14 protein-coding genes are annotated in these 21895 nt (G+C 62.5%); 1 reads left to right on the top strand and 13 read right to left on the bottom strand.

The window, feature by feature from the left end; translation table 11 throughout:
- Positions 1 to 7: 7 nt before the first annotated feature.
- A complete protein-coding gene (locus BJI47_RS03995; protein WP_217808487.1) occupies positions 8 to 1186 on the bottom strand; it encodes an IS30 family transposase in 1179 nt (392 codons plus the stop codon).
- A 282-nt stretch (positions 1187 to 1468) separates the two neighbouring features.
- On the opposite strand from BJI47_RS03995, the gene BJI47_RS03990 reads away from it, so the two are divergent.
- Entirely contained in the window at positions 1469 to 2419 is a 951-nt protein-coding gene (locus BJI47_RS03990; protein ID WP_125458654.1) for a hypothetical protein, read from the top strand.
- 213 nt (positions 2420 to 2632) lie between these two features.
- Here BJI47_RS03990 and BJI47_RS03985 read toward each other — a convergent pair whose 3' ends face one another.
- The 12 genes from BJI47_RS03985 to BJI47_RS03930 all read right to left on the bottom strand — a co-directional run bounded on the left by BJI47_RS03985 (position 2633) and on the right by BJI47_RS03930 (position 21875).
- Positions 2633 to 4177 carry an acyl-CoA carboxylase subunit beta gene (locus BJI47_RS03985; protein WP_088942504.1) on the bottom strand — a complete coding sequence of 515 codons (1545 nt, stop codon included), beginning with the start codon at positions 4175 to 4177 and terminating at the stop codon, positions 2633 to 2635.
- Positions 4174 to 9105 (bottom strand): polyketide synthase Pks13, encoded by a 4932-nt coding sequence (pks13, locus tag BJI47_RS03980; protein WP_088942503.1) that lies wholly within the window; start codon positions 9103 to 9105, stop codon positions 4174 to 4176. Before pks13 ends, BJI47_RS03985 begins: the two co-directional genes overlap by 4 nt.
- 115 nt (positions 9106 to 9220) lie before the next feature.
- Positions 9221 to 11119 carry a long-chain-fatty-acid--AMP ligase FadD32 gene (fadD32, locus tag BJI47_RS03975; RefSeq protein WP_088942518.1) on the bottom strand — a complete coding sequence of 633 codons (1899 nt, stop codon included), beginning with the start codon at positions 11117 to 11119 and terminating at the stop codon, positions 9221 to 9223.
- A 173-nt stretch (positions 11120 to 11292) separates the two neighbouring features.
- Positions 11293 to 12312, bottom strand: coding sequence for an LLM class F420-dependent oxidoreductase (locus tag BJI47_RS03970; RefSeq protein ID WP_088942502.1), 1020 nt, complete (start codon positions 12310 to 12312; stop codon positions 11293 to 11295).
- A gap of 186 nt (positions 12313 to 12498) precedes the next feature.
- Positions 12499 to 13467 (bottom strand): cutinase family protein, encoded by a 969-nt coding sequence (locus tag BJI47_RS03965; protein WP_088942501.1) that lies wholly within the window; start codon positions 13465 to 13467, stop codon positions 12499 to 12501.
- An 8-nt stretch (positions 13468 to 13475) separates the two neighbouring features.
- Positions 13476 to 14018, bottom strand: coding sequence for a DUF732 domain-containing protein (locus tag BJI47_RS03960; RefSeq protein ID WP_088942517.1), 543 nt, complete (start codon positions 14016 to 14018; stop codon positions 13476 to 13478).
- Between the two features lie 115 nt (positions 14019 to 14133).
- Entirely contained in the window at positions 14134 to 15981 is a 1848-nt protein-coding gene (locus BJI47_RS03955; RefSeq protein WP_088942500.1) for an alpha/beta hydrolase-fold protein, read from the bottom strand.
- A 201-nt stretch (positions 15982 to 16182) separates the two neighbouring features.
- A complete protein-coding gene (locus BJI47_RS03950) occupies positions 16183 to 17184 on the bottom strand; it encodes an alpha/beta hydrolase family protein (RefSeq protein ID WP_084348142.1) in 1002 nt (333 codons plus the stop codon).
- Positions 17185 to 17476: 292 nt separating this feature from the next.
- On the bottom strand, positions 17477 to 18469 hold the full coding sequence (locus BJI47_RS03945; RefSeq protein ID WP_176224663.1) for an alpha/beta hydrolase family protein: 993 nt from the start codon (positions 18467 to 18469) through the stop codon (positions 17477 to 17479).
- 196 nt (positions 18470 to 18665) lie between these two features.
- On the bottom strand, positions 18666 to 20522 hold the full coding sequence (gene zomB, locus BJI47_RS03940) for a flagellar motor control protein ZomB (RefSeq protein WP_303393524.1): 1857 nt from the start codon (positions 20520 to 20522) through the stop codon (positions 18666 to 18668).
- Complete coding sequence (locus BJI47_RS03935; protein WP_088942498.1) at positions 20500 to 21405, bottom strand: decaprenyl-phosphate phosphoribosyltransferase; 906 nt, start codon at positions 21403 to 21405, stop codon at positions 20500 to 20502. The genes zomB and BJI47_RS03935 overlap by 23 nt, the downstream gene beginning before the upstream one ends.
- On the bottom strand, positions 21402 to 21875 hold the full coding sequence (locus BJI47_RS03930) for a phosphatase PAP2 family protein (RefSeq protein WP_254900365.1): 474 nt from the start codon (positions 21873 to 21875) through the stop codon (positions 21402 to 21404). Before BJI47_RS03930 ends, BJI47_RS03935 begins: the two co-directional genes overlap by 4 nt.
- Positions 21876 to 21895 lie beyond the last annotated feature (20 nt).

Here is a 21895-nt window from a genome sequence, read left to right as displayed (position 1 = left end):
GGCGGTTTCAAGTGGTTGTTGCAACGACTAACTCGTTGATCACTTTTGCTGGTGATTTCCAGCCTAGTGTTTTCCGGGGGCGGTCGTTGAGTTCAGCGGCGACCGCTTGGAGTCGTTCGGCGGTGTGCACGGACAGGTCGGTGCCTTTTTTGAAGTATTGCCGCAGGAGTCCGTTGGTGTTTTCGTTCGTTCCGCGCTGCCAGGGACTGTGGGGGTCGCAGAAGTAGATTGCCATGTCGGTGGCCATAGTGATTTCTGCATGCCGACGCATTTCGAGACCTTGATCCCAGGTCACCGACTGTTTGAGTACCGCAGGCATCGACCGGATTGCCTCGATCATCGCGTCTCGGACGGCGTCGAGATTGTGCGAGTGCGGCAGGTGGAGCAGCATGGTGAACCGTGACGTGCGCTCGACGAGGGTGCCGATCGCCGATTTGTTGCCGGCACCGAGGATCAGGTCGCCTTCCCAGTGCCCGGGTACTGTGCGGTCTTCGACGTCGTCGGGTCGTTCGGAGATCAGCGTTTTGTCGGGGATGTGATGAGCGTTGCTGGGTACCCGGCCGTGTTTGCGGCGATGCGCCCGCCCGGTCCGTAGTGCATCGGCGACTTCGGCTTTGAGTTCGCCTTTGGCTTGGACGTAGATGGCGTTGTAGATCGTTTCGTGCGACACGTGCATCTCCGGTCGATCGGGGTAGTCGATCTTCAGTGTCGCCGAGATCTGTTGTGGTGACCACTTTTTGCGGAGTCTGCGGACGACTTCTGTGCGGAGCTCACTGTTGCGGTCGGCGAGTTTCGCGGCCTTGGGTCGGCGGGCGCGTGTGTCCGCTCGCTGGTGTGCGGACACTGATCGGTAGGTGCCGCCAAGGTTGGTGTTGCGTTTGAGTTCGCGGGAGACGACGGACTTGTGACGTCCGATCAGGTCGGCGATATCGGTCTGGGTTAGTCCCATCGCGGTGCCGATCGCGATTTCCTCTCGTTCGGCTTGCGAGAGGAATCGTCCGCTGGGTTCGGGCCGGACCCGTTTGGCCCCGCGGACGATTCCTGCCTTCTGATCTATCCACCGCTTGCCGGTGGTGCGGCTGACGCCGGCAGCGGCCGACGCGTGGATCACTGAAGCACCCGAATCTCGCATGGCATGGAACTTAGCGACTACTTCTGCGCGATTCGGGACAACACGTCGTGGCATCTGCTCGACATCTCCTCAGGTCAGGAGCTGTGTTGCAACGACCACTTGAGATTGCCCAGATAGCTTCGGGGCGCCATTCAAGCAGTGCGCGACGGGTGGTTGGCCGAGAACCCCGGCTATGTCGCGTCGGCGCACGGCATATAGCGCAGGGCACTGACATTCAGCCGCCTCGCCTCGGCGATTTCGGCGAGTTGTCCACAGTCCAGGCCTGCGTCAACACGTTTCCCGTCTCCCCTGGTCGCAGGGAGTTCGACTGTCGCCGAACCCTGCAAGCTTCCCTCCATGAAACGCGGTAGCTGGGCAACGAACCGGTACATCCTGGACGGGGCATCACTCCATGGCGTCATCACCCGTCGGGCACTTCGACAATGCGGAGTGTCGGACGGATCAATTACTCTGCGAACTGCCAGCGGCGGCAAATGGCGTCGAATACTGCCGGGCATCATTCTGTTGCACAACGGAAGTCCCACCCTTCTACAACAACAATCTGCCGCTTTGCTCTACGGCGGCGGACAATGCATGCTCACCGGTGGTGCAGCCGTCATGCAGCACGGGTTCGACCGAGTCGGGGGCGACGTCCACATCCTCGTTCCGGCGACAATGCGTCGAGCATCGTCGGCGTTCGTACGTGTGGAGCGGACGCACCGCCTACCGGAACCTCTGCATCGTGGCCGCTTGGCCGTTGCCCCGCTACCGCGTGCGCTCGTCGACACTGCGCGCGCATTGCGCAATACCGGCGCCTGCACTCGCCTGTTCGCGGAAGCTATCCAACGCGGTGCGGTCGATCTCGACGAAATAGTACGCGAGCTCAGGGATGGCCCCCGTCGTTACGGCGCCGTCGGTTGGGCAGCGGCGAGCGAACTTGCCGACGATGCGCATTCCGTTGCCGAGGTTCAGGCTCAGAGGCTCTACATCACCTCTGGCCTTCCGAAAATGGTCCACAACCGCGACATTCTCGACGCTGACGGCAGATTTCTCGGACGACCCGACGGCTGGATGGATTCGGTCGGGTTCGGTTGGCAGATAGACTCGTTCGCCCATCATCTGAGCCCAGCCGACCACGCCAAGACTCTGAAACGTCGAGCGGAAATGGAACGTATCGGAATCATCATCGTGGCGCACCTGCCGAAGCAGATCAGAGACGATCCATCCGGGGTACTGGACGACCTTCGTGCCGGCTACGCTCGTGCACTTGCCCGACCGCGCCCACCCGTGCACATCGCGCAAGCATGAATGGCGCACACAAGCTATCTGATCGTATGAATGGACCATTCAAGCGAAAAGTGCGGACACCACAACCGCACCCGACCGCGCCCACCCGTGCACATCGCGCACATCGCGCACATCGTGCAAGCATGAATGGCGCACACAAGCTATCTGATCGTATGAATGGACCATTCAAGCGAAAAGTGCGGAGCGACCCAGTAGGCGCGACCCAGCGAAAAATCAGATCGGAAGCAGGTGATGCTTCCGCGGGTTCTTGAACACCTCTTTGTTCTCGAGCAGCTTGAGTGCTTTGCGGAGTTCGAGGCGTGTCTGGGACGGTTCGATGACGGCATCGATGTAACCGCGTTCGGCTGCGACCCATGGTGTTGCGACGTGCTCGTTGTAGAAGTTGATGAGCTGCGCTCGTACTGCCGGGGCGTTGTCTCCTGCCGCGGCGAGTTGCTTGCGGCCGATGATGTTGACGGCACCCTCTGCGCCCATGACTGCGATGCGGCCGGTGGGCCAGGCGAAGTTGATGTCGGCCCCCAGTTGCTTGCAGCCCATGACTGCGTAACCTCCGCCGTAGGCTTTGCGAACCACGACGGTGATCTTGGGAACCGAAGCTTCGATGTAGGAGAACAGGAATCGTCCGCCACGCTTGATGACGCCGACCTTCTCTTGATCGACGCCGGGCAGGAAGCCTGGGGTGTCGACAATGAAGACGAGCGGGATGTTGTACGCGTCGCAGATCCGAATGAAGCGTGCCGCTTTGTCCGAGCCATCGGCGTCGAGTGCTCCGGACAGGAACATCGGCTGATTGGCGACGACACCGACCGACTTACCATCGACCCGGGTGAGTCCAGTGATGACGTTCGGGGCGATGCCCGTGGACATCTCGTGAAATTCGCCGTCGTCGAACATGCGAAGGATGATGTCGTGCATGTCGTAGCCGGCGTTGTCGGCGTCGGGCATGACCTTGTCGAGTAGCAGGTCCGACTCGGTGATCTCGGGCTCGATGCCCGGATTGACTACGGGCGGGTTTTCCTGGCAGCTCGACGGCATGTAGCTCAGGTAGTTACGTACCCAGGCGAAAGCTGCTTCTTCGTCTACGGCAACGTGGTGGACGTTGCCGTATTCGGCCTGCTTGCGCGCACTTCCGAGTTCGTCGAGGCTGACGTCCTCTCCGGTGACGGACTTGATGACGTCCGGCCCGGTGACGAACATGTACGCCTCTTCGGTGGCGACGACGACATCGGTATTGATGGGTGCGTAGACGGCGCCGCCTGCACACTTGCCGAGGATGATCGATACCTGCGGGCACATGCCGGACAACGGCTCGTGCCGACGGCCGAGCTCGGCGTACCAGGCGAGTGAGGTGACGGCATCCTGCACGCGCGCGCCGCCGGAGTCGTTGATTCCGATGACCGGGCAACCGACCTTGATCGCGAAGTCCATGATGCCCGCTACCTTGCGACCGAACATCTCGCCGACGGTGCCACCGAAGACAGTCTGATCGTGCGAGAACACGGCAACCGGCCGCCCGTCGATGGTGCCGTGCCCGGTGACCACTCCATCGCTGTACAGCGCGGTGGGATCGTTCGGAGCCTTGACCAGTGCACCGATCTCGATGAAGCTGCCCGGGTCCAGTAGCGAGTCCACGCGTTGTCGAGCGCTCGGGATGCCCTTCTTCGCCCGCTTGGCGATGCCTATCTCACCCGCCGGCTCTTTGGCGAGTTCGAGGTTGGCACGCAGATCGGCCAACTTTTCGGCGGTGGTACCACTCAAGGCTTAGCTCCTGACTCGATTTCTTCGAGCTTCTTCGTCATGTGTGCCGCGATTCTGCCAATGTACGGCTCGTCGACGATCGCAAGGTGATCGCCTCCGATCTCGACGATCTCGAGGTTCTTCACAACCGGCCCCCACCCACCGTGGGCTTCACGGGTGGCATAGGCGGGCTCCAAGGCGATGGCATCGTCGTGGTACTTGTCGGCCATGTACAGCGTCACCGGTCCGCCGTACGGCTTCAGTTCCGCTGTCTGGATGGCACGGTTGTCCAACCAGGACGTGCGCTGATGTTCGATGATGCCGCCGGGGATCTTCGCACCGCTGAGCTTGACGAGATCGGTGATGATGCGGATCTGGCCCTCGTCGTCGGCTTCGACCAGCTTGTCGTACGGGATCGGGTAGTCGACGTCGTAGGTCTTCTTGGCGAAGGCCGCGTACCGCTCCCAGCGCTTGCGCACCTCGTCGCGAGTGTCCGGAATTTCGGTTCCTGGCATCACCGTGTCGAGCAGCCCGATGTAGGCCACTTCGATGCCCTGTTCCTCCATTTGCCTGGCAACTTCGTACGCAAGGATGCCGCCGAGCGACCATCCGACGAATACGTAGGGACCTTCCGGCTGGATTGCACGGATCAGCGGCACATATTCTGCAGCTCGCACGGAGATCGGGCCTTCGACGCGTTCGAGACCGTACATCGGGGTACCTGCGGGAAGCTTCCGAAGCAGCGGCTCGTAGGCGACAGTGGAGCTGCCCGCCGAGTGGAATGCGAACACTGGTGTGGCCGTGGAACCTTCGGGGCGGGCGCGCAAATTGCGTACCACTCCGTCGATTTCGCCGCCCTCGAGGTGTGGGCGCACCTTCTCGGCCAGCTGCTCGATGGTCTCCGAGTCGAGGACGTCGTCGAAAGTGACTTCGCCGCCGGCCCGCTCGCTCAATCGGGCAGCCAGTTTTTCGGCCACCTCGTCGTCGAGGATCGGCAATGTGTTGAAGATGCCCTTGGCGGACTCCTTCGTCACCACGGCCCACGTCGCGAACGTCATCCGCTCGGCATTGTCGCGGGGCGGAACATCGGAGCCTGCAGCCTCGGCGAACCCTTCTTTGCCGCCCAGGTCCGACATCGAATCGGTCTGCGCTACAGCAGGAGTCGTGTCGGGAGCGGCTTCGACGGGCGCGGCCGGGGAGACCGAGTCGCGAGCCTCCGCTTCCTTCTCCGCGGCCTGTTGCTCGGCGAGGGCGGCAACCTCTTCACGATTCTCCAGCGCGTAACGCAGGTACTTCTCGACCTCGAGCAGGTTGGCATCGCGCACTGCCTGCAATTGCACGGTAGGAATGTCGAACTCGTATTCGACGCGGTTCTTGATGCGCACCGCACTCAGCGAGTCGAGCCCGAGTTCGATCAGCGGCACCTCCGGCGGAAGGTCTTCGGGGGCGTAACCCATCGACTCGGCGACGATGATCGCCAACCGGTCTTCGAGCTTCTGGTTACCGTTCGCGTCCCAGCGATCACCGAACGTCTCGACGACCTCCGGTAGCTCTTCCATCGGCGAGGTAGACGACTGCGCCACAGCCACAACGGGTTCCGGTAGCGGATCTCCGGAGGTAACGACGGCCTCGTGCAGCAGAGTGAACGCAGATCCCTGATGGGCGTGCACCTGAACGGACGCGCCACCGAGGTGTGAAGTCACTGCCGTGACGACGGTTCCAATCTTGGGGACTGCCGCGTGTGACACCGAATATCCGAGTTCGACGCTCGAAAGAACTTGCGACGCTGCCGCCTTCACCAGTTCGTCGAAACTTCCGAGAGCCGAGGCCTGCACCTCCCACACGTGCCGACCGTCCGGCAGCGCAACCCGGGAACCGGGGACGTGGGAGTTGCCGCTCGAGTTGACTCGAGAATCGAGCCAGAACTCCTTACGCAGGTAGGAAGTACGCGGGATAGCCGCGTAGTCGCCATCGTCGAACAGCGTCGTCAGGTCGAGGGAATGACCGTGAACGTACAGTTGAGCGAGCGCGGCGAGGAATGTCTCGGACTCGTCTTCCTTGCGCTTGAGCGTCGGGATCAACGTCGAATCAGCAACTCCGGCAGCCCATGCCGTCGCCGCAATCGACATCAGCGCGACGGGATTCGGAGCCAACTCGACGAATGTGGTGTGACCGTCGCCGACTGCGACGTTGACTGCCTGGGTGAAGTAGACCGGGTTTCGCATGCCCTTGGTCCAGTACTCCACACCGTGGATCGGCTCGTGGCCGGCGCGGTAGTGCGTCTGCTTGTCGACCGAGGAGTAGACACCGGCACGAAGTTTTCCGGGCTCGATGCCTGCCAACTCCGCCGCCAGTTCACCGAGGAGTGGGTCGACTGCAGCGGTATGACCTGCACCCTTCACATCGAGTATGCGGGCCATTTTGCCGGCGGCCTCGGCCATCTCGACGAGTGCCTCCACCTGACCGCGTGGTCCGCCGACCGTCGTATGCGTCGGAGCCGCATAGACGCACGGCTCGACGTCGGGGAACTGATCGGTGAGCGCAGTGACCTCTTCGGGCGTGTATTCCACGAGCGCCATCGCACCCTGGGACGCCGCACCGAGACCTTCCTGGCCTTCCGCGAGCAGACGTGAGCGCGCGTAGATGATGCGAACCGCGTCTTCGAGGTTCAGCCCGCCCACGACGTATGCCGCAGCGACCTCACCCATCGAATGTCCGATGACGGCAGAGGGCTCGGCGCCATGGGCACGCAGCGTTGCCGCCAATGCAACCTGAATGACGAAGATGGCGACCTGCGAGTTCTCGAACTCGTAGTTCTGCGAGTCGTCGAGAATGATCTCCTTGATGGAGTAACCGGCCTCGTCGAGCAGCAGTTCGTCGACGTCGTCCACCGCGGCGGCGAACGTCGCGTTGTTGCGGTACAGCGCATTTGCCATCTTGCGATGCTGTGAACCGAACCCGGAGAACACCCAGACTGCCCCATTGGACGCAGGCGAGTCTGCGGAGAACACGCCCTGCCCTGGCTTACCGGACGCGATGGCACGCAGTCCGGTGATGGCTTCTGCGTGCGTCGACGCGAGAACGACTGCACGAGAACGACCGTGGTTCCGTTTGGCCAGTGCCCGTCCGACATCGGCGAGCGGAGTGATGCTTCCCGCTTCGGTCTCGAGCCAGTCGGCCAGTTCCGAGGCCGTGCGCTTACGCCTGGAGGGCAGTGCGGCCGAGACTGCCAGCACGACGGTCTGCGGAACGGATTCCTCGAGAATCTGCTCGGCTTCGGCAACCGGGTCGGTGGTCTCGACGTTCGATACCGGCGGGTGCGTATCAGCTTCCGCCGGTGCGTCTTCCGTGCCGTCAGCTTCTGGAACAGCCTTGACGTATTCGGTGACCACGACGTGCGCGTTGGTGCCGCCGAAACCGAAACCGGAGATACCGGCGACGGCCTTGCCGGTGTATCGCGGCCACTCGGCTCCCTCGGACACGACCTTCAGATGCGCCTTGTCGAAGTCGATGTAAGGGTTGGGGCCCGCGTAGTTCAGCGAAGCAGGCAACCGGTTGTGCTGTAGCGCGAGCACGACTTTGATCAAACCTGCTGCACCCGCAGCGGATTCGAGGTGACCGAAGTTCGTCTTCGCCGAACCGAGCAAAGCAGGCTTGTCCTCGCTACGACCCCGGCCGACGACGCGTCCGAGCGCGTCCGCCTCGATGGGATCGCCGAGAATGGTGCCAGTGCCGTGGGCCTCGATGTAGTCGACGCCGGACGGGTTGATGCCGGCATCACGGTAGGCGAAGCGAAGAGCGTCCGCCTGAGCGTCGGGACTCGGCGCGAGAAGCCCGTTGGAGCGACCGTCCGAATTGATCGCCGAACCGGCGATGACCGCGAGAATGTCGTCTCCGTCGCGCTCGGCGTCCTCGACCCGCTTGAGCACGACGAGACCGCCACCCTCGGATCGGATCATGCCGTTGGCGTCAGAGGAGAAGGCCTTGATCTTGCCGTCCGGCGCCAGAACGCCCGTCTGGCCGAAGCCGACGGTGATCGGCGGTGCCAGCAACATGTTGACGCCACCGGCGACAGCGAGATCGGATTCGCCGTCGCGCAAACTGCGAACGGCCTGGTGCACAGCCACGAGTGCGGACGAGCACGCGGTGTCCACCGCGATGGACGGTCCACGGAAGTCGTAGAAGTACGACACTCGGTTCGCAACGATGGCCGTCGAGGTACCGGTCAGTGCGTACGGGTGAACTGCCGGGTCACTGACGGCGAGCAACTGGTAGTCGTTGGACGAGCTACCGATGAAGACGCCGACCTGCGAACCCTTGACCGAACTGGCCGGGATACGGGCATGCTCGAGGGCTTCCCAGGTGAGCTCCAGTGCCAACCGTTGCTGAGGATCGACATTGACGACCTCGTTGGGCGACATCGCGAAGAACTCCGCGTCGAACGTCTTGACGTCGTCGAGGTAGCCGCCCTTGGTCACAGTCGCGTCGACAGCTGCTTTGATGACCGGATCGGAGGTGAACTCCTGCCACCGCCCCTCGGGGAGGTCGGTGATGCCGTCGCGGCCCTCACTGAGCATCGTCCACATCTCTTCGGGCGTGTGCCCTGCGCCCGGGAAACGCGTCGAGACGCCGACGATGGCGATGTCGTGCGAAGAACCTGGGCCCTTAGCCTGGAGGTAATACGCGTCGTCGGCGGCCTCGTCGGGAACATCGGGCTCGCCCTCGATGATGCGGGTGGCCAGCGACGCGATCGTCGGATGTTGATACGCGACCGTAGCGGTCAGCGTGACACCCATGAGTTCCTCGATATCACCGCTGAGTGCGACGGCATCGCGAGAGGCGAGACCGAACTCTTCCATCGGCCGATCGTCGGAAATTTGAGCGACCGGCTGTCCCGTGGCCTCGGCGACCCAATTGCGCAGCCACTCACGCAGCTGCGACACGGTCATTTCCGCCCCAGAGCTGTCTGTCACTCGTTCGGCATCGATCTCATGGTTTGCCATCAACTCACCAAGCTACCTGTCCATTGGAAAAGGTGGTCTTCGAAGAACGTCGGGACGACACTCAGTCCGGTTGTTCCACGTCGGGAAAAGCGTTCTGCTGGTAGCCGCCGCGCAAGGTGCCCTCGATGTAAGCGGCTTTGCATGCGCGTCGAGCAATCTTGCCGCTCGAAGTCCGCGGAATGGAACCGGCAGGCACGAGAAGCACGTCACGAACCGTCACACCGTGGCGGGTGGAAATCGCGGTACGAACCACGTCAGCGATCGGCGCCGGGTCGGCCTTGCCGGAACCGGGCGCGCGCTCGGCAACGATGACGAGCTGCTCCGAGCTGTCGTCGGGGTCCTTGGTCAGGGCAGAGCCGCTGAACTCGAACACGACGTCGGGCAGCTGGTTCAGTGGAACCGAGAATGCCGCCACGAATCCTGGACGCAATGCCTTGCTGGCCTCCTGCGCGGAGAATTCGATGTCCTGGGGGTAGTGATTTCTTCCGTCGACGATCACGAGGTCCTTGACGCGACCGGTGATGTAGAGCTCGCCGCCGTGGTAGACGCCGTAGTCGCCGGTACGCATCCACTTGGCGTCGTCGGCTGCACCCTCGGCATGCGATCCATCTGGAATGCGACTGACGAGCTTGTTGTGGAAAGTCTCGATGGACTCCTGCTCGCGGCCCCAATAGCCCACGCCGATGTTCTCTCCGTGCAGCCAGATCTCACCGACGTGATCGTCGGCGACCTCGCTCGCGGTATCGCAGTTCACGATGGCTGCCCACTGGCTTCGGGCAACCTCACCGGTGGAAACCTGCGGAATGGCACCGACCGCATCCTGATCGACGACGACGAAGTTACCCGCGTTGAGCTCCACCCGGTCGACGTACAAGACCTTGGCCTCGTCGAGGTTGTTGGTGGTGGAGACGAACAGTGTGGCCTCGGCCATGCCGTACGACGGCTTGATTGCCGTCTTAGGGAGGCCGTACGGACCGAACGCGTCGTTGAACTTCTTCATCGACGAGGTGGTGACCGGCTCGCTGCCGTTGATGAGGCCGATGACGTTGGACAGATCGAGCGGCTCGCCGTTCTTCGGCAATCCACGCTGCGCGGCATGCTCGAAGGCGAAGTTGGGAGCGGCCGCAAACGTGCCTGCGCCGTCGGCGACCGCGGCGAGTTCCTTGATCCAGCGCCATGGGCGCTGCACGAACGCACGCGGACTCATGATGGTGATGTACCGGCCGCCGAGGGCGGGCAGGATGACCGTCAGCAAGCCCATGTCGTGGAACATCGGCAGCCAGGTGACACCACGTGAATCCACGGTGATCCCCATGCTGTCCACCATTTGCAGGGCGTTGACGCCGACCGCGCGGTGGGTGATCTCGACGCCTGCCGGGGTACGGGTCGAACCCGAGGTGTACTGCAGGTAGGCGATGTCGTCGAGCTTGGCGTTCGGCTCGACCCAGGTCTCGCCGACACTGTCGGGGATGGCGTCGACGGCGATGATGCGCGGACGCTGTGCAGCGGGCAATCCTCGGAAGAAGGCTCGAACCCCTGCTGCGGACTGGGTTGCCGTGAGAATGGCCGTCGGCTCACAGTCGCCGAGCACCGAATGCAGTCGGTCGGAGTGCCCCGGCTCGTCCGGGTCGAAGAGCGGAACCGCAATGGTCCCCGCGTAGATGGCTGCGAAGAATGCGATGACGTAGTCGAGCCCCTGCGGCGCCAAAATTGCGACACGGTCGCCGGGAGAGGTGACCTGCTGCAGACGAGCGGCCACGGCGCGTAGACGACGTCCGAACTGCGCCCAGGTGAGCTCGTGAGCTTCACCGTCGCGTTCGGTCGAATAGTCCATGAATCGATATGCCAGTGTGTCGGCATTCTTTGCGACGTTCACCTCGACATGTCGGACGAGAGTTTTACCCTCGCCGATGACGATGTGGCCGTTCTCATCGATGTATTCATCGAATGTATGGCTCATGTGTTCGCTTCTCCTCCGCGGAATCCGCTGCTTCTGCACGATCGGGCAACGGCCCGCGCCCCGACATTTCTTCTCGACTCACGCAAACGCAGTACAGCGTGAAATATTACTAGCTGGTAGCTCTCTGAAAGGCCGGGCCTGCCGGCCCCGCCATTCGAGTATCGAACGTCCGGTCACTCACCCTTCAGCAACTCGATGACCGGTGCGAACGCTTCCATCTGTGTGGGGAAAACCCCGACATAGGACATCGTTGTTTTCGCACGAACGTTACGGATTTGATCGGCAATTTCCTCGTACGTTCCGAATGCGAGGTACGGCGAGGTCAAAATATCCTCGATGCTCAGTTTCACGTCCACGTCGACGTTCGGCGGATATCCGTTGTCGAGAGCAGCCAACGCCATCTCGGCCATCTGCTCACGATCGTCCGTGACCACGATGGTCGTGATCGCCCAGTTCAGTTCGATCTCGTCGAAGCGCTCTCCGGCTGCCTCACGGATGAGCTCGACTCGTTCGATCGTCTTCTCCAACGTCATGCCCGACAGACGGAGCTTGCCGTCCTTCGTCGAACTCGGCACGACCGAGATGATGTCGGCATACTTTGCGGCCAGCGCCAACATGCGGGGACCACCGCCGCCGACACAGATCGGCGGTCTCGGTCCCTGACGTGGCCGTGGACTGCCCTTCAAGCCAGTGATCTTGAAGTGCTTGCCCTCGAAATTGCACTCTTTGCCGCGAAGTAAAGTATCGAGAATCTGAAGGCTCTCCTCGAGCTTCTCGATACGGACGCCAGGTCGGTCGTACGTGATGCCGGCCTTGTCGTACTCGTCCCGCATCCAGCCTGCCCCCAACCCGAGCTCGAGGCGACCACCCGAGAGAACGTCGATGGTCGCGGCGTCCTTGGCGAGAATCGCCGGATGGCGGAACCCGTTCGCAAGAACTGCGGTGCCCAGACGGATCTTCTCCGTTGCCACCGCGAGCGCGCCGAGCGCCGCTATCGGGCCGACCTGATTGCCGAGGTGATCGGGGATCATGAAGCTGTCGTAGCCGAGCTCCTCGGCCAGCTGCGCCAGCTTGATGAACTTGCGCGCCCCACCCTCCTCGGCGTTGCCCTCACCGCCAGCTGCGAAGCGGAACGGACGAAGCGCCCTGATCTGCCCTTCAGCGGGTAGATCCGGGGCCTGGGCGGAACACATGTATAGGTCTCCTCGATGCGGGTACGCGTAGATTCCAGCGCCGATTGCGCCTAGTCCAAGCGGCCACTCTATCTGCTCACTACCCGGGAATACACCTGCCGGGGTACACGAGGACCAGCTTTGTGCCTATTCCCCAGGGGGCGGAGCGGACCTTGTGACACCTACACTCGGCCCCGCCCCCTCCGCTCAGGAGTGAGGAATCGACGGCGCTTGCTCGATCAGTCCGGCTGCCCACTGCGTAGTCCACTGGGTCGTCGTCGTGCCGCTGTCATCGACGACGAAGGTGTTGTACGACGCATGCACCGGGTTACCTGCAGCCCCCACGAGAATTCCGATGCTCTGCGGAATGTTGCGCAGCGACAAGCCTTCCGACGGAGCAGTACAGATGAGATCTCCCGGCGCACATATCTGATTGACCACCGAATCGAGTGAACCGAACCCGCCCGCGCGAGCCCCGGTCATCGTGACGCCGGGAAAGTCGAGACCCCCGAGCGCAACCTCGGCGCCGACGCCGTCGACCGGCGGTCCGACGTCCTGACCGGAGGTGCCGTCACGGCGTCCGTCCGCTATCAACGTCACGCCCAGAACCTTGTCCGCTGAGACCGGGCCGTTGCCTGCACCGATCTCGGAGGCGATGTCGCCTGCGATCACAGCACCCTGAGAGAAGCCGGTCAGGATGTAACTCGTCAGTGGGCAATGCTCGCTGACGCGGGTCAGTTCGGCCTTCGCTGCCGCAGCACCCGCGGTGCGAGAGTTGTTGTACGACTGCTGGCCGTCTGGTGGGAAAGCGATCGGATTGGAGAACTGCGCAACGTACGGGACCGTGTACACGCTGGCCCGCCCAGGCTCGAACTGCTCCTGCAGCGGCCGCGTCACGTTCAGCATCAACGACAACGGATTGGCCGACGGGTTGTACGGATCATCGGTCGCCGAAGATTCCCAGGTACCGGGGATAGCGATGACCGAGACATCGGCACAGTCCGCCGGTTGCGACGTCTGCTCACCCGGGCCGGGCTCGGGGACCGGAGAAGGCACAGTGTCCGGCAGCCTTCCGGCAAGCAGGTACCACGCAGCCACGATGACCAGGCCGAGAACGACTGCTGCCGCAATGAGCTTCGGTAGCAGATGCCTCTTTTTCTTCGTCCGGTTCGCCATCGAGACCGTCAGGCCTTACAAATCGTGTTCTGTGCGGCGGTGATGTAGAGCTGCGCAGTCTCGCCTGCCTGCTCGGCCGTGATCTGCGTGCCCGACGCGCTTGCCTCGACTCCGACGTTGGCGGTCACGAACGTCGAAATCTCGTCCGGTGCGACACCCTGCGACTGAGCCGAACAAATGTAGGTGGCCGTCGAGATGGCGATCTCACCGTTGCCCGCCGGGGTGACCCCACCCTTTTTCAACTCTTCGAGGAACGCTTGGCCTCGATCGTCCATCGGTGCCTGGGTTGCACCCGGGAAATCCTCGGGGACAGGCTGCGGCTGCTCCGGTGGTGCGGTCGCTGCCTCACCGGGACTCGTCACGGCAGCCGACGTCGTCGACTCGCTCGCCGAGGTCGTCGCCGAGGTGGTCGAGGATTCGGCCGTGGTCGTGGTGGTGGTGGTCGGTACCCCGGTGGCGGTGGAGTCGTCGCTTCCGCAGGCAACCAACATTCCACCTGCAGCTACGGCGAGAACACCCATCGACAGGGTCCGGGCCAGAGACGTTCGCATGTTCAATCCAGTCCTCACAAGCGCATGATTCACGAGCGGCATCGTTCAACGCGTGAGGGTACAGAGTTCCACTGAGAGAAACCTGAAGCGGGACCCCGAACCTCGCGAGCAGCGATCACGGCGCGATTGTGACCTTGCCATCCTTCACAGTGATGATCCCGAACTGGAAGTTCTGTTGCACGCCGCCACCGTCGATATCGAACTGATCGCTGGTGATATATCCCAATCGGCCACCTTCGTAGCCGGCGCTCTTCCATGCGTCGAAGATCTCACCGTTGCGAATTGCCCACGCCCCGGTCAGCGGACTCCAGTAAACGTTGCCACCCTCGAACTCGTTGAACCGGCCGCCATCCTTGATCGGACCAAGCTCACTGGTCTTCGGGAAGCCGAGTGGGCCGTTCTCCCAACCGAGTTGGCCGTACTTGCCGAGAATCATGCCCTGCACCGAGTGGGTACCGAGTTCGGGACTGAAGTACATCGCGCCGACCTCGAAGCCCTGGACCGCGCCAGGCTTCGACGGCGTCGCCACCTCGTCGAGCACCGGGTAACCCAGCGGGCCACCCTCGTAGCCCTGGCGTGCCCACTCGTCGAGGATCGCGCCACGCACGGCATGCGCACCGGTCTGTGGCGTGAAGTAGACCATTCCGTTCTGGAATGCGTTTGCGCGTCCGCGTCCGTCGGGAGTTCCGAACTCGCCGGTCTTCGGAAAGCCCAGTGGGCCCGAAGGACCGCCGGAGCCCTGGTAATTGCCGCCGATCGCACCTGCGACTACCTGAGCACCGGTGTCGGGTGAGAAGAAGACGCGTCCGAACCTGAAGTCCTGTGCCCGACCGCCTGCGACGTTGTACTCCGGGGTCAGGCAGTCGCCCAACCAGGAATTCGCGCCCGAGGCGTTACCGATCGCTCCGGCGACGTTGCATGCGGGCTTGTCCGCATCGACATCGAGTGCGCCGGCGAGCTGCGGCCAGAGCTGATGCAGCTCGAACTGCCAGTACTCCCACGTATGCGTTCCCGACGGCCGGTAGTTGACCTGGGCGGGGATGCCGAGCTTGTTCAGTTTGGTCGCAAATGTCTGTGAGGTCAGGCGCGAGAGGATTTCCAGACCCATGCCGGCGTAGTTGGAGCTGACGCCCGGGATGCCCGACGGCGGATCGTACGGTCCGGCTGCGCCGTTTCCGCTCGATACGTAGAGACTGACGCCTTCGAGCTGATCGGCCAGCAGGTATGGGTCGTGCTGGGCCCAGAGATCATTGGTGGGCGCGCCCCACATCGCTTTGGAGTCGTACCCGCCCGCGTCGGTCATCGCATACTGAATCGCCTGTGGCATGCCCAGAGAAGTCGTCGTAAGAATGCCGGACAGTGACGCTGCGAACGTGAAGAAGCCCTCGTTGCGTGCAGCGAGGAACATCGCGGCCGTGCCACCCATCGACAGGCCGACGACACCACGAGTTTGGTTGGTACGCCAGTCGTTCTCGAGGATCGGTGGTAGTTCCTTGGTCAGGAACGTCTCCCACTGATAGTTCTTCCCCTGGTCCTGGTCGATCCAGTCGGAATAGAAGCTGGACTGTCCACCGACCGGCAGTACGACGTTGACGTTCTTGTCGGCGAAGTAGGACTCGATGTCCGTCTCGAGCGTCCAACCGTTCTCGGTGTCCGTTGCTCGAAGACCGTCGAGCATGTACACCGACGGGAAGATGGCCTGCGGGTTGATGTTCCAGTCGCGCGCAAGCAGGAGCTGGACCTGAATCGGAGTGCCCATCGAAGGAGAGGTGATCCAGAGCGCTACGCGACGGTCCGACAGCCAATCGACATCGGTGACGGTAGCTCCGGAGGGTGCCTTCGTCTGCGCAGGCAGCGACGCGGGTACCGGAACCGCTTGCGCAATGCCGGCAGCGCCGAACGGCGATGCCAGGGCGACGGCCAATGCCGCTGCTACTCCGAACCGAGCAAGCCCACTGCGCATGATGATGACTCTCCTTCGTTCTTGCTGACGATGTCTTTCTACACGCGAACTACGCCGAAGCACACGAGGCTCGCTGTGACTGGTGGTGCAATTGTTGATCGGTTCCGCCGCCAGCACGCGCCCGCACACGCAAAAATGCCGCCCTGCAACTGGTGCAGGACGGCATTTGTGCGAATCTAGAACTCGATCTGGTCTTCGAGATCAGGCGTTCAGAGCCTCGAGAATCTGACCACGGGCCTTGAACAGCTCGGAAGACCAGTACGGCCACGCGTGGATACCGCTCGCCGGGAAGTCGAACGTCGCCGGGATACCGAGCGTAGCCAGGCGGACCTGGAATGCGCGGCTGTTGGCGAGCGCCAGGGCTTCGAGAGCCATGCCGTTTGCCGTGTTGTAGAAGTCGATCGGAGCACGCGGCTTGTCGAACTCGCCGGGTAGACCACTGGCAGCCGAGACGTACAGCGACAGGCCCTTCAGCTTCGGAGCGAAGACGAACGGGTCGTTGCGAAGCCACGCCGGGCTCCAGGGCGGTCCCCACATGGAGTCGACGTTGAACCACGACTGCGAGAGCATTGCCACGCGGATGGCTTCGCGCATACCGGGAGCCGAGATGTTCAGGTATCCGGAGAACGAACCGGCGAACTTGAACTGGTCGCGGTGGTAGGCAGCGAGCGTCAGTGCGGCCGAGCCACCCATCGAGATTCCGACGACAGCGTTGTTGTTACGCGAAACGCCGTAGTTCTCCAGGTAGGCCGGGAGATCCTCGGTCAGGAAGGTTTCCCACTTGTAGGTGACTTCCTGGCCGTTGAGGTTGGACGCGGCGTACCAGTCACTGTAGAAGCTGGCCTGCCCACCGACTGGCATGACGAGCGTGACGTTGTCGCCGGCGAACTGGTCTTGTGCGTTGGTCTCGAAGGACCATGCGTTGCGGTCATCGCGGGCGCGGAGTCCGTCGAGCAGGTAGAGAGCGGCGTCGCCGCCACGCGCTGCCCACTGGACCTGAACCTTGATCGGTCCCATCTCGGATGGGACGAACAGGTCCTCGCGCCCACCGGACGGGGCCTTGTGAACCACTGCACTCGGTGCTGCGAGAGCCGTTGCGCCACCCACGACACCGACGGTGAGTGGGAGGACCAGGGCTGCCGCGCCGACGCCGATGAGGCGCTTACCCCACCTAGCTTTACTGCTGAGGCCAGCAAATCGCATGAATCGTGCTCTCTCTCGTCTACTGCAGGTCTCCGCGGTGTCGCGGCGCCCGGCGTGCCAACAGGGCATCTTCGGCCCTGTCGGGCCGTAAGCAAAGGGGTATTCGGTGGTGAACTAGGACTGGAGGGTATTCCACTCATCAGCCCCAGAGCAAAACTGTGGTTCGAAGCCGCAGATCTGCTTTGGGGCTGATATCAAGAACTGAGAGTAGCCTGTGAGAGCCCCGCTGACCAGCCCGTAAACATCGTGAACTTTCACAACGGGCCGGAAAGCGGGGATTTCGCCGGGTACGTTACCCGATGTGTGCACTCAGATCAGGTGCCATGATGTGAGCCTGTTCCTGCCAGTAGCCCCACTGATGTGTTCCTACTGCCGGGAATGCGTACGTCACGTTGTTCGCACCGAGGCTCGCCATGCGAATCTGGAACGCACGGCTGTTGGCCAGAGCGATAGCTTCGAGTCCCATGGCGTTGCCGGTGTTGTAGTAGTCGATCGGAGCACGTGGCTGATCGAGCCCGCCCGGCAGACCGCTTCCTGCAAAGACCCACACGCGGGTGCCGTTGTCGCGAAGTCGCGGGGCGAACACGAACGGATCGTTACGCAACCACGCCGGATCCCAGGGCGGTCCCCACATGGCGTCGATGTTGAAGCGACCCGAGTCGAGCAGCGCAACACGCATTGCTTCGCGCATTCCGGGCGCCGAGATGTTCAGGTAGCCGGACAGCGAGCCCGCGTAGCTGAACTGGTCGGGGTGGTAGGCGGCGAGCGTCAGCGCAGCGCTACCGCCCATTGAGATGCCGACGACGCCGTTGCGATTCGGATTGAAGCCGAGGCGGCTGGAGAGGTTGTTGCGCAGATCCTGCGTCAGGAACGTCTCCCACTTGTACGTGGTCTGCTGTCCGTTGAAGTTAGACGGTGCGTACCAGTCGCTGTAGAAGCTCGACTGTCCGCCGACAGGCTCGACGACGTTGATGTTCCACGACGCCAAGTACGCGCCGACATCGGTTTCGTGCTCCCAGCCGGAAATGTCGTTGGTGGCGCGCAGGCCGTCGAGCAGGTAGACCACTCGATTGGTGTTGCCGTCAGCTGCACGCCAGATGCGACTCTTGATCGGGCCCATGCTGGAGTCGGTGACGAAGTCGAACGCTCGCGGATCGAATGCCGCGTTGGCGGTTGCGCCTGTCCCGGCCACGGCCAGACCGGCGGGCAGGATCACGGCGAGCATCAGCGCGGTGAGCACCCGACGCACCCGTCCCGCGCCGCTCTTCTTGGTTCTTCCCAGCATGCAGTCTTACCTCTCAGCGGTGTGGTGATCCGTAACCAGTGGGCCATTCGCCCGTTTCAGCGGTATGAAATTTGGTCCTTGCCGGACCAGCATTCACACACATCTTTCGCATACATCGGCCGAAGCGCGATACCCGTTACTTAAATGAGATATCCCATCTTGGCCTCGAATGGATATCGAAGCAACCGACGACCGCCTAATTCTCCCCCGGCAGGATAGGAGGCTCTAAACCACATCTCTGTATTTCGTACTCCGGAACTCGATCGAATCGATAACCGGCATAGAACAGCGAACGTTTGATGTTCCTGACGAACAACTCTTTCGTCAGGGGGGCGCGATACGAATCGATGAGTTCTCGGGTGTCCTCGCACGAGAGAGCTACACGCGCCTGGGCGACCCAGTCCTCGTCCATGTACCAGGGCAGGAACGGATGCTTGTCGACGAGACCCAGATCGGCGACGACCCAGTCCGGGTACAAGTTCTTGTCGTGCCCGATGCGGCCGTTCTCCAACCGCTCGGTATGCGAAGCCAGCGGGTAGGCAAGGCCCATTTGATCGATTACTCGCACCTCGAGGCCGACGTTCATGCTCGTCATGCCCAGGTTCAAGAAGTAGACCGTGTGACCAGCGCCACCTGGAGGTATCGGCAGCGGCGGAGGTACGACGTCCCAGTACGTGAACTGAGCCGAGGGCAACAAGAGTCCGCCGTCCGGGGTGTTTGCGATGGTTTCCACCATCGGTCGCATCCGCGGGTAGTCGAGGTAGTCCGCCGCGAGAATCGGGTGCGCATGCCCGGTGTTGAGGGAGTAGAACGCGCGCTCGTCCACGATCCCACTGCGCCCGACGATGGAGCCCTCCGGCATCCCCGTCGTGTTGGCGGCAAAGAATGCCCACACGATCGTCGCCAGCCAAAGAACGCCGCCGCCTGCCGCTGTCAAGACCTGTCGTGTATCTGAACTTTTGTTCGGAATTGTCACGGGCAACACCGAAATGGGGAGAAGCAGAGTGAACAATGCAGGCAGGAGTGTGCGACCGTGCATGAAATCGCCGCCCACTCGTACCGCATAAACAGCCGATAGAAGTCCACCGATCAGGACGAATGCGACGACGGCGGTCCGGCTGCGTAAAAGGCTTTGCGCATCTCGGCGCGATCTCGGAATTCGTAGGCCTGCACGACCTGACATGACAGCTGTCGCCACACCGGCGACGAGCATCAGCAGCAGCGGTATCCAGAGCATGTACGGTCCGAGCAAATTCCACAGATAGTCGAAACCTTGTGCCCACTTTGCGCCGCCGGCATCCTTGGACACCGCGGTGTTCGGGTAGGGCAAACCGTAGTAGCCCATCCGCCAAATCTGATATCCGACCGGCACGATGCCTGCGACGACGAAGACTGCGAGACGACTCGCCCAGGATTGACGCGCGAGAAACAGCATGACGAGCGCGAGCCCCGACAGAATGACGAGTTCCGGGCGCACCAGCGGACCGAGGCCGGCCCAGAAGGCAAGGAACAGCCACGCGGGACTGCTGATGGTTCTGGTGCTCCAGCGGACCATCAGCAACCACAGCGCTGCAATCCAGAAAATGACCAGACATGTCTCGAGACCCGAAGTGGCGAAGTCTCGAGCAGGAGGAACCGCGGTGTAGACGAGTACCCCGGCGGGAAGGTACGCCACCACGCCTGCCGACCGCGTCCGAAGCGCGTAGGTACCGAACATCGCCAGCACGATCGCAGCGGTCGACAAGACCAACGCAATGGTCAGAACCACGTACTCGAGACGTATCTCGCTGAGCCAGCTGACCGCATAGACCAGGTAGGTCCAGATGGTGCTGGTATTGGTCTCCACACGCTCGCCGGCATTGAAGACCGGGCCGTTGCCGGCCAGAAGATTGCGGACCGTACGGAGAACGATCAGACCGTCGTCGGCGATCCACCGCCGTTCCCAGGCACCGACAAGGAACAACAGTGCGGACACAGCAACACCGATGCCGAAGATCGTCCTCGACGTGCGTGTAGGGGCGGGCAGCACCTCACGCGAGGTAGACGGCGACAACCACTACTCCGATCCACGCGAGCGCGAGTACCTGCAACACCCGATCGCCCAACGCGATCTCCTCGGGTTCGCCTGCCTCGCCTCCATCGACATCCACTGCGTAACGCAGGATCGCGATAGTGAACGGAACCATGGAGATGGCGAACCAGTTGGTAGTGGTTGCGGCGTCCTGTTCGAAAGCCCACAGGCCGTAGCAGAGGACGACGGCGGTAGCCGAGAGCGTCCACACGAATCGTAAATAGGTAGTCGTGTAGTTCTCCAGCGACTTACGAATCTTCGCGCCCGTACGCTCGGCGAACTGCAGTTCGGCGTATCGCTTGCCGGCAGCCATGAACAGCGACCCGAAAGCCATGATAAGCAGGAACCACTGCGAGAGCTGAATGGACGCAGCCACACCACCCGCGATGGCGCGGAGCAGAAAGCCCGAGGACACGATGCAGATGTCCAGCACGGCCTGGTGCTTGAGCCCGAAGCAGTAAGCCAACTGAACGACGATGTACACCCCGATCACCAGGGCGAGCTTCCAGTTCGCGAAGAAAGACAGTCCGACGGCAAGGCTCAGGGACACCACGGCCATCGCGTACGCGAGGTTGACCGGGAGCACCCCTGCGGCGATCGGACGGAACCGTTTCGTCGGGTGCGCGCGGTCGGCCTCGACGTCGAGGGCGTCGTTGACCAGGTAGATGCCCGACGCCGCGAAACAGAACACGACGAAGGCCAGTGCGACGGGAAGAAGCACATCACCTTCGGTGACGGACCCCGCAGCCAGCGGCGCAGCGAGTACCAGGACGTTCTTGACCCACTGCCTGGGTCGAAGCGCCTTGATCACGCCTTCGGCAAGATTCTTCGGTGGTGCTCCGACGACGGAGGCTTCCTCGCTCATTTGTCTCCTTCGAACTTCAGGATGGCGGCTGCCGATATCGCGCCGAGCGCTGATCCTGCAAGTACATCTGTCGGATAATGGACACCGAGAACAAGCCGCGAGAGCAGCATCGGAGGCACCAGGACCGCTGTCAACGGTAGTCCGGTCAACCTACCGAGCAACACGGCGGCTGCCGTAGTCGAGGTTGCGTGCGAGGACGGAAAGCTCAACTTGCTGGGTGTGGAGACATTGATGTGCACCGACGGATCGTTGGGGCGCGGACGCCGCACGACTCTCTTGATGACGATCGACGCGGCATGCGAACCCACTGCACCGACCGCGACGCCCGCCCACTGCCGCCTGCGCGGAGCATCGAGCACAGCGCCGATGCCCGCGATGGCAACCCAACCCAGAGCATGCTCACCGAAGTGCGACATACCACGAGCCACCGCGACGGCCCCGGGTTGCGCGCCGACCGTCGACTGGATCATCGACAGGATGCGAACCTCCG

It is taken from the genome of Rhodococcus sp. 1168 (assembly GCF_002091955.1).
In the GTDB taxonomy this organism is placed as follows: domain Bacteria; phylum Actinomycetota; class Actinomycetes; order Mycobacteriales; family Mycobacteriaceae; genus Rhodococcoides.
Note: the sequence above shows the minus strand (reverse complement) of the source record. Positions and strands in the feature narration are given on the sequence as shown.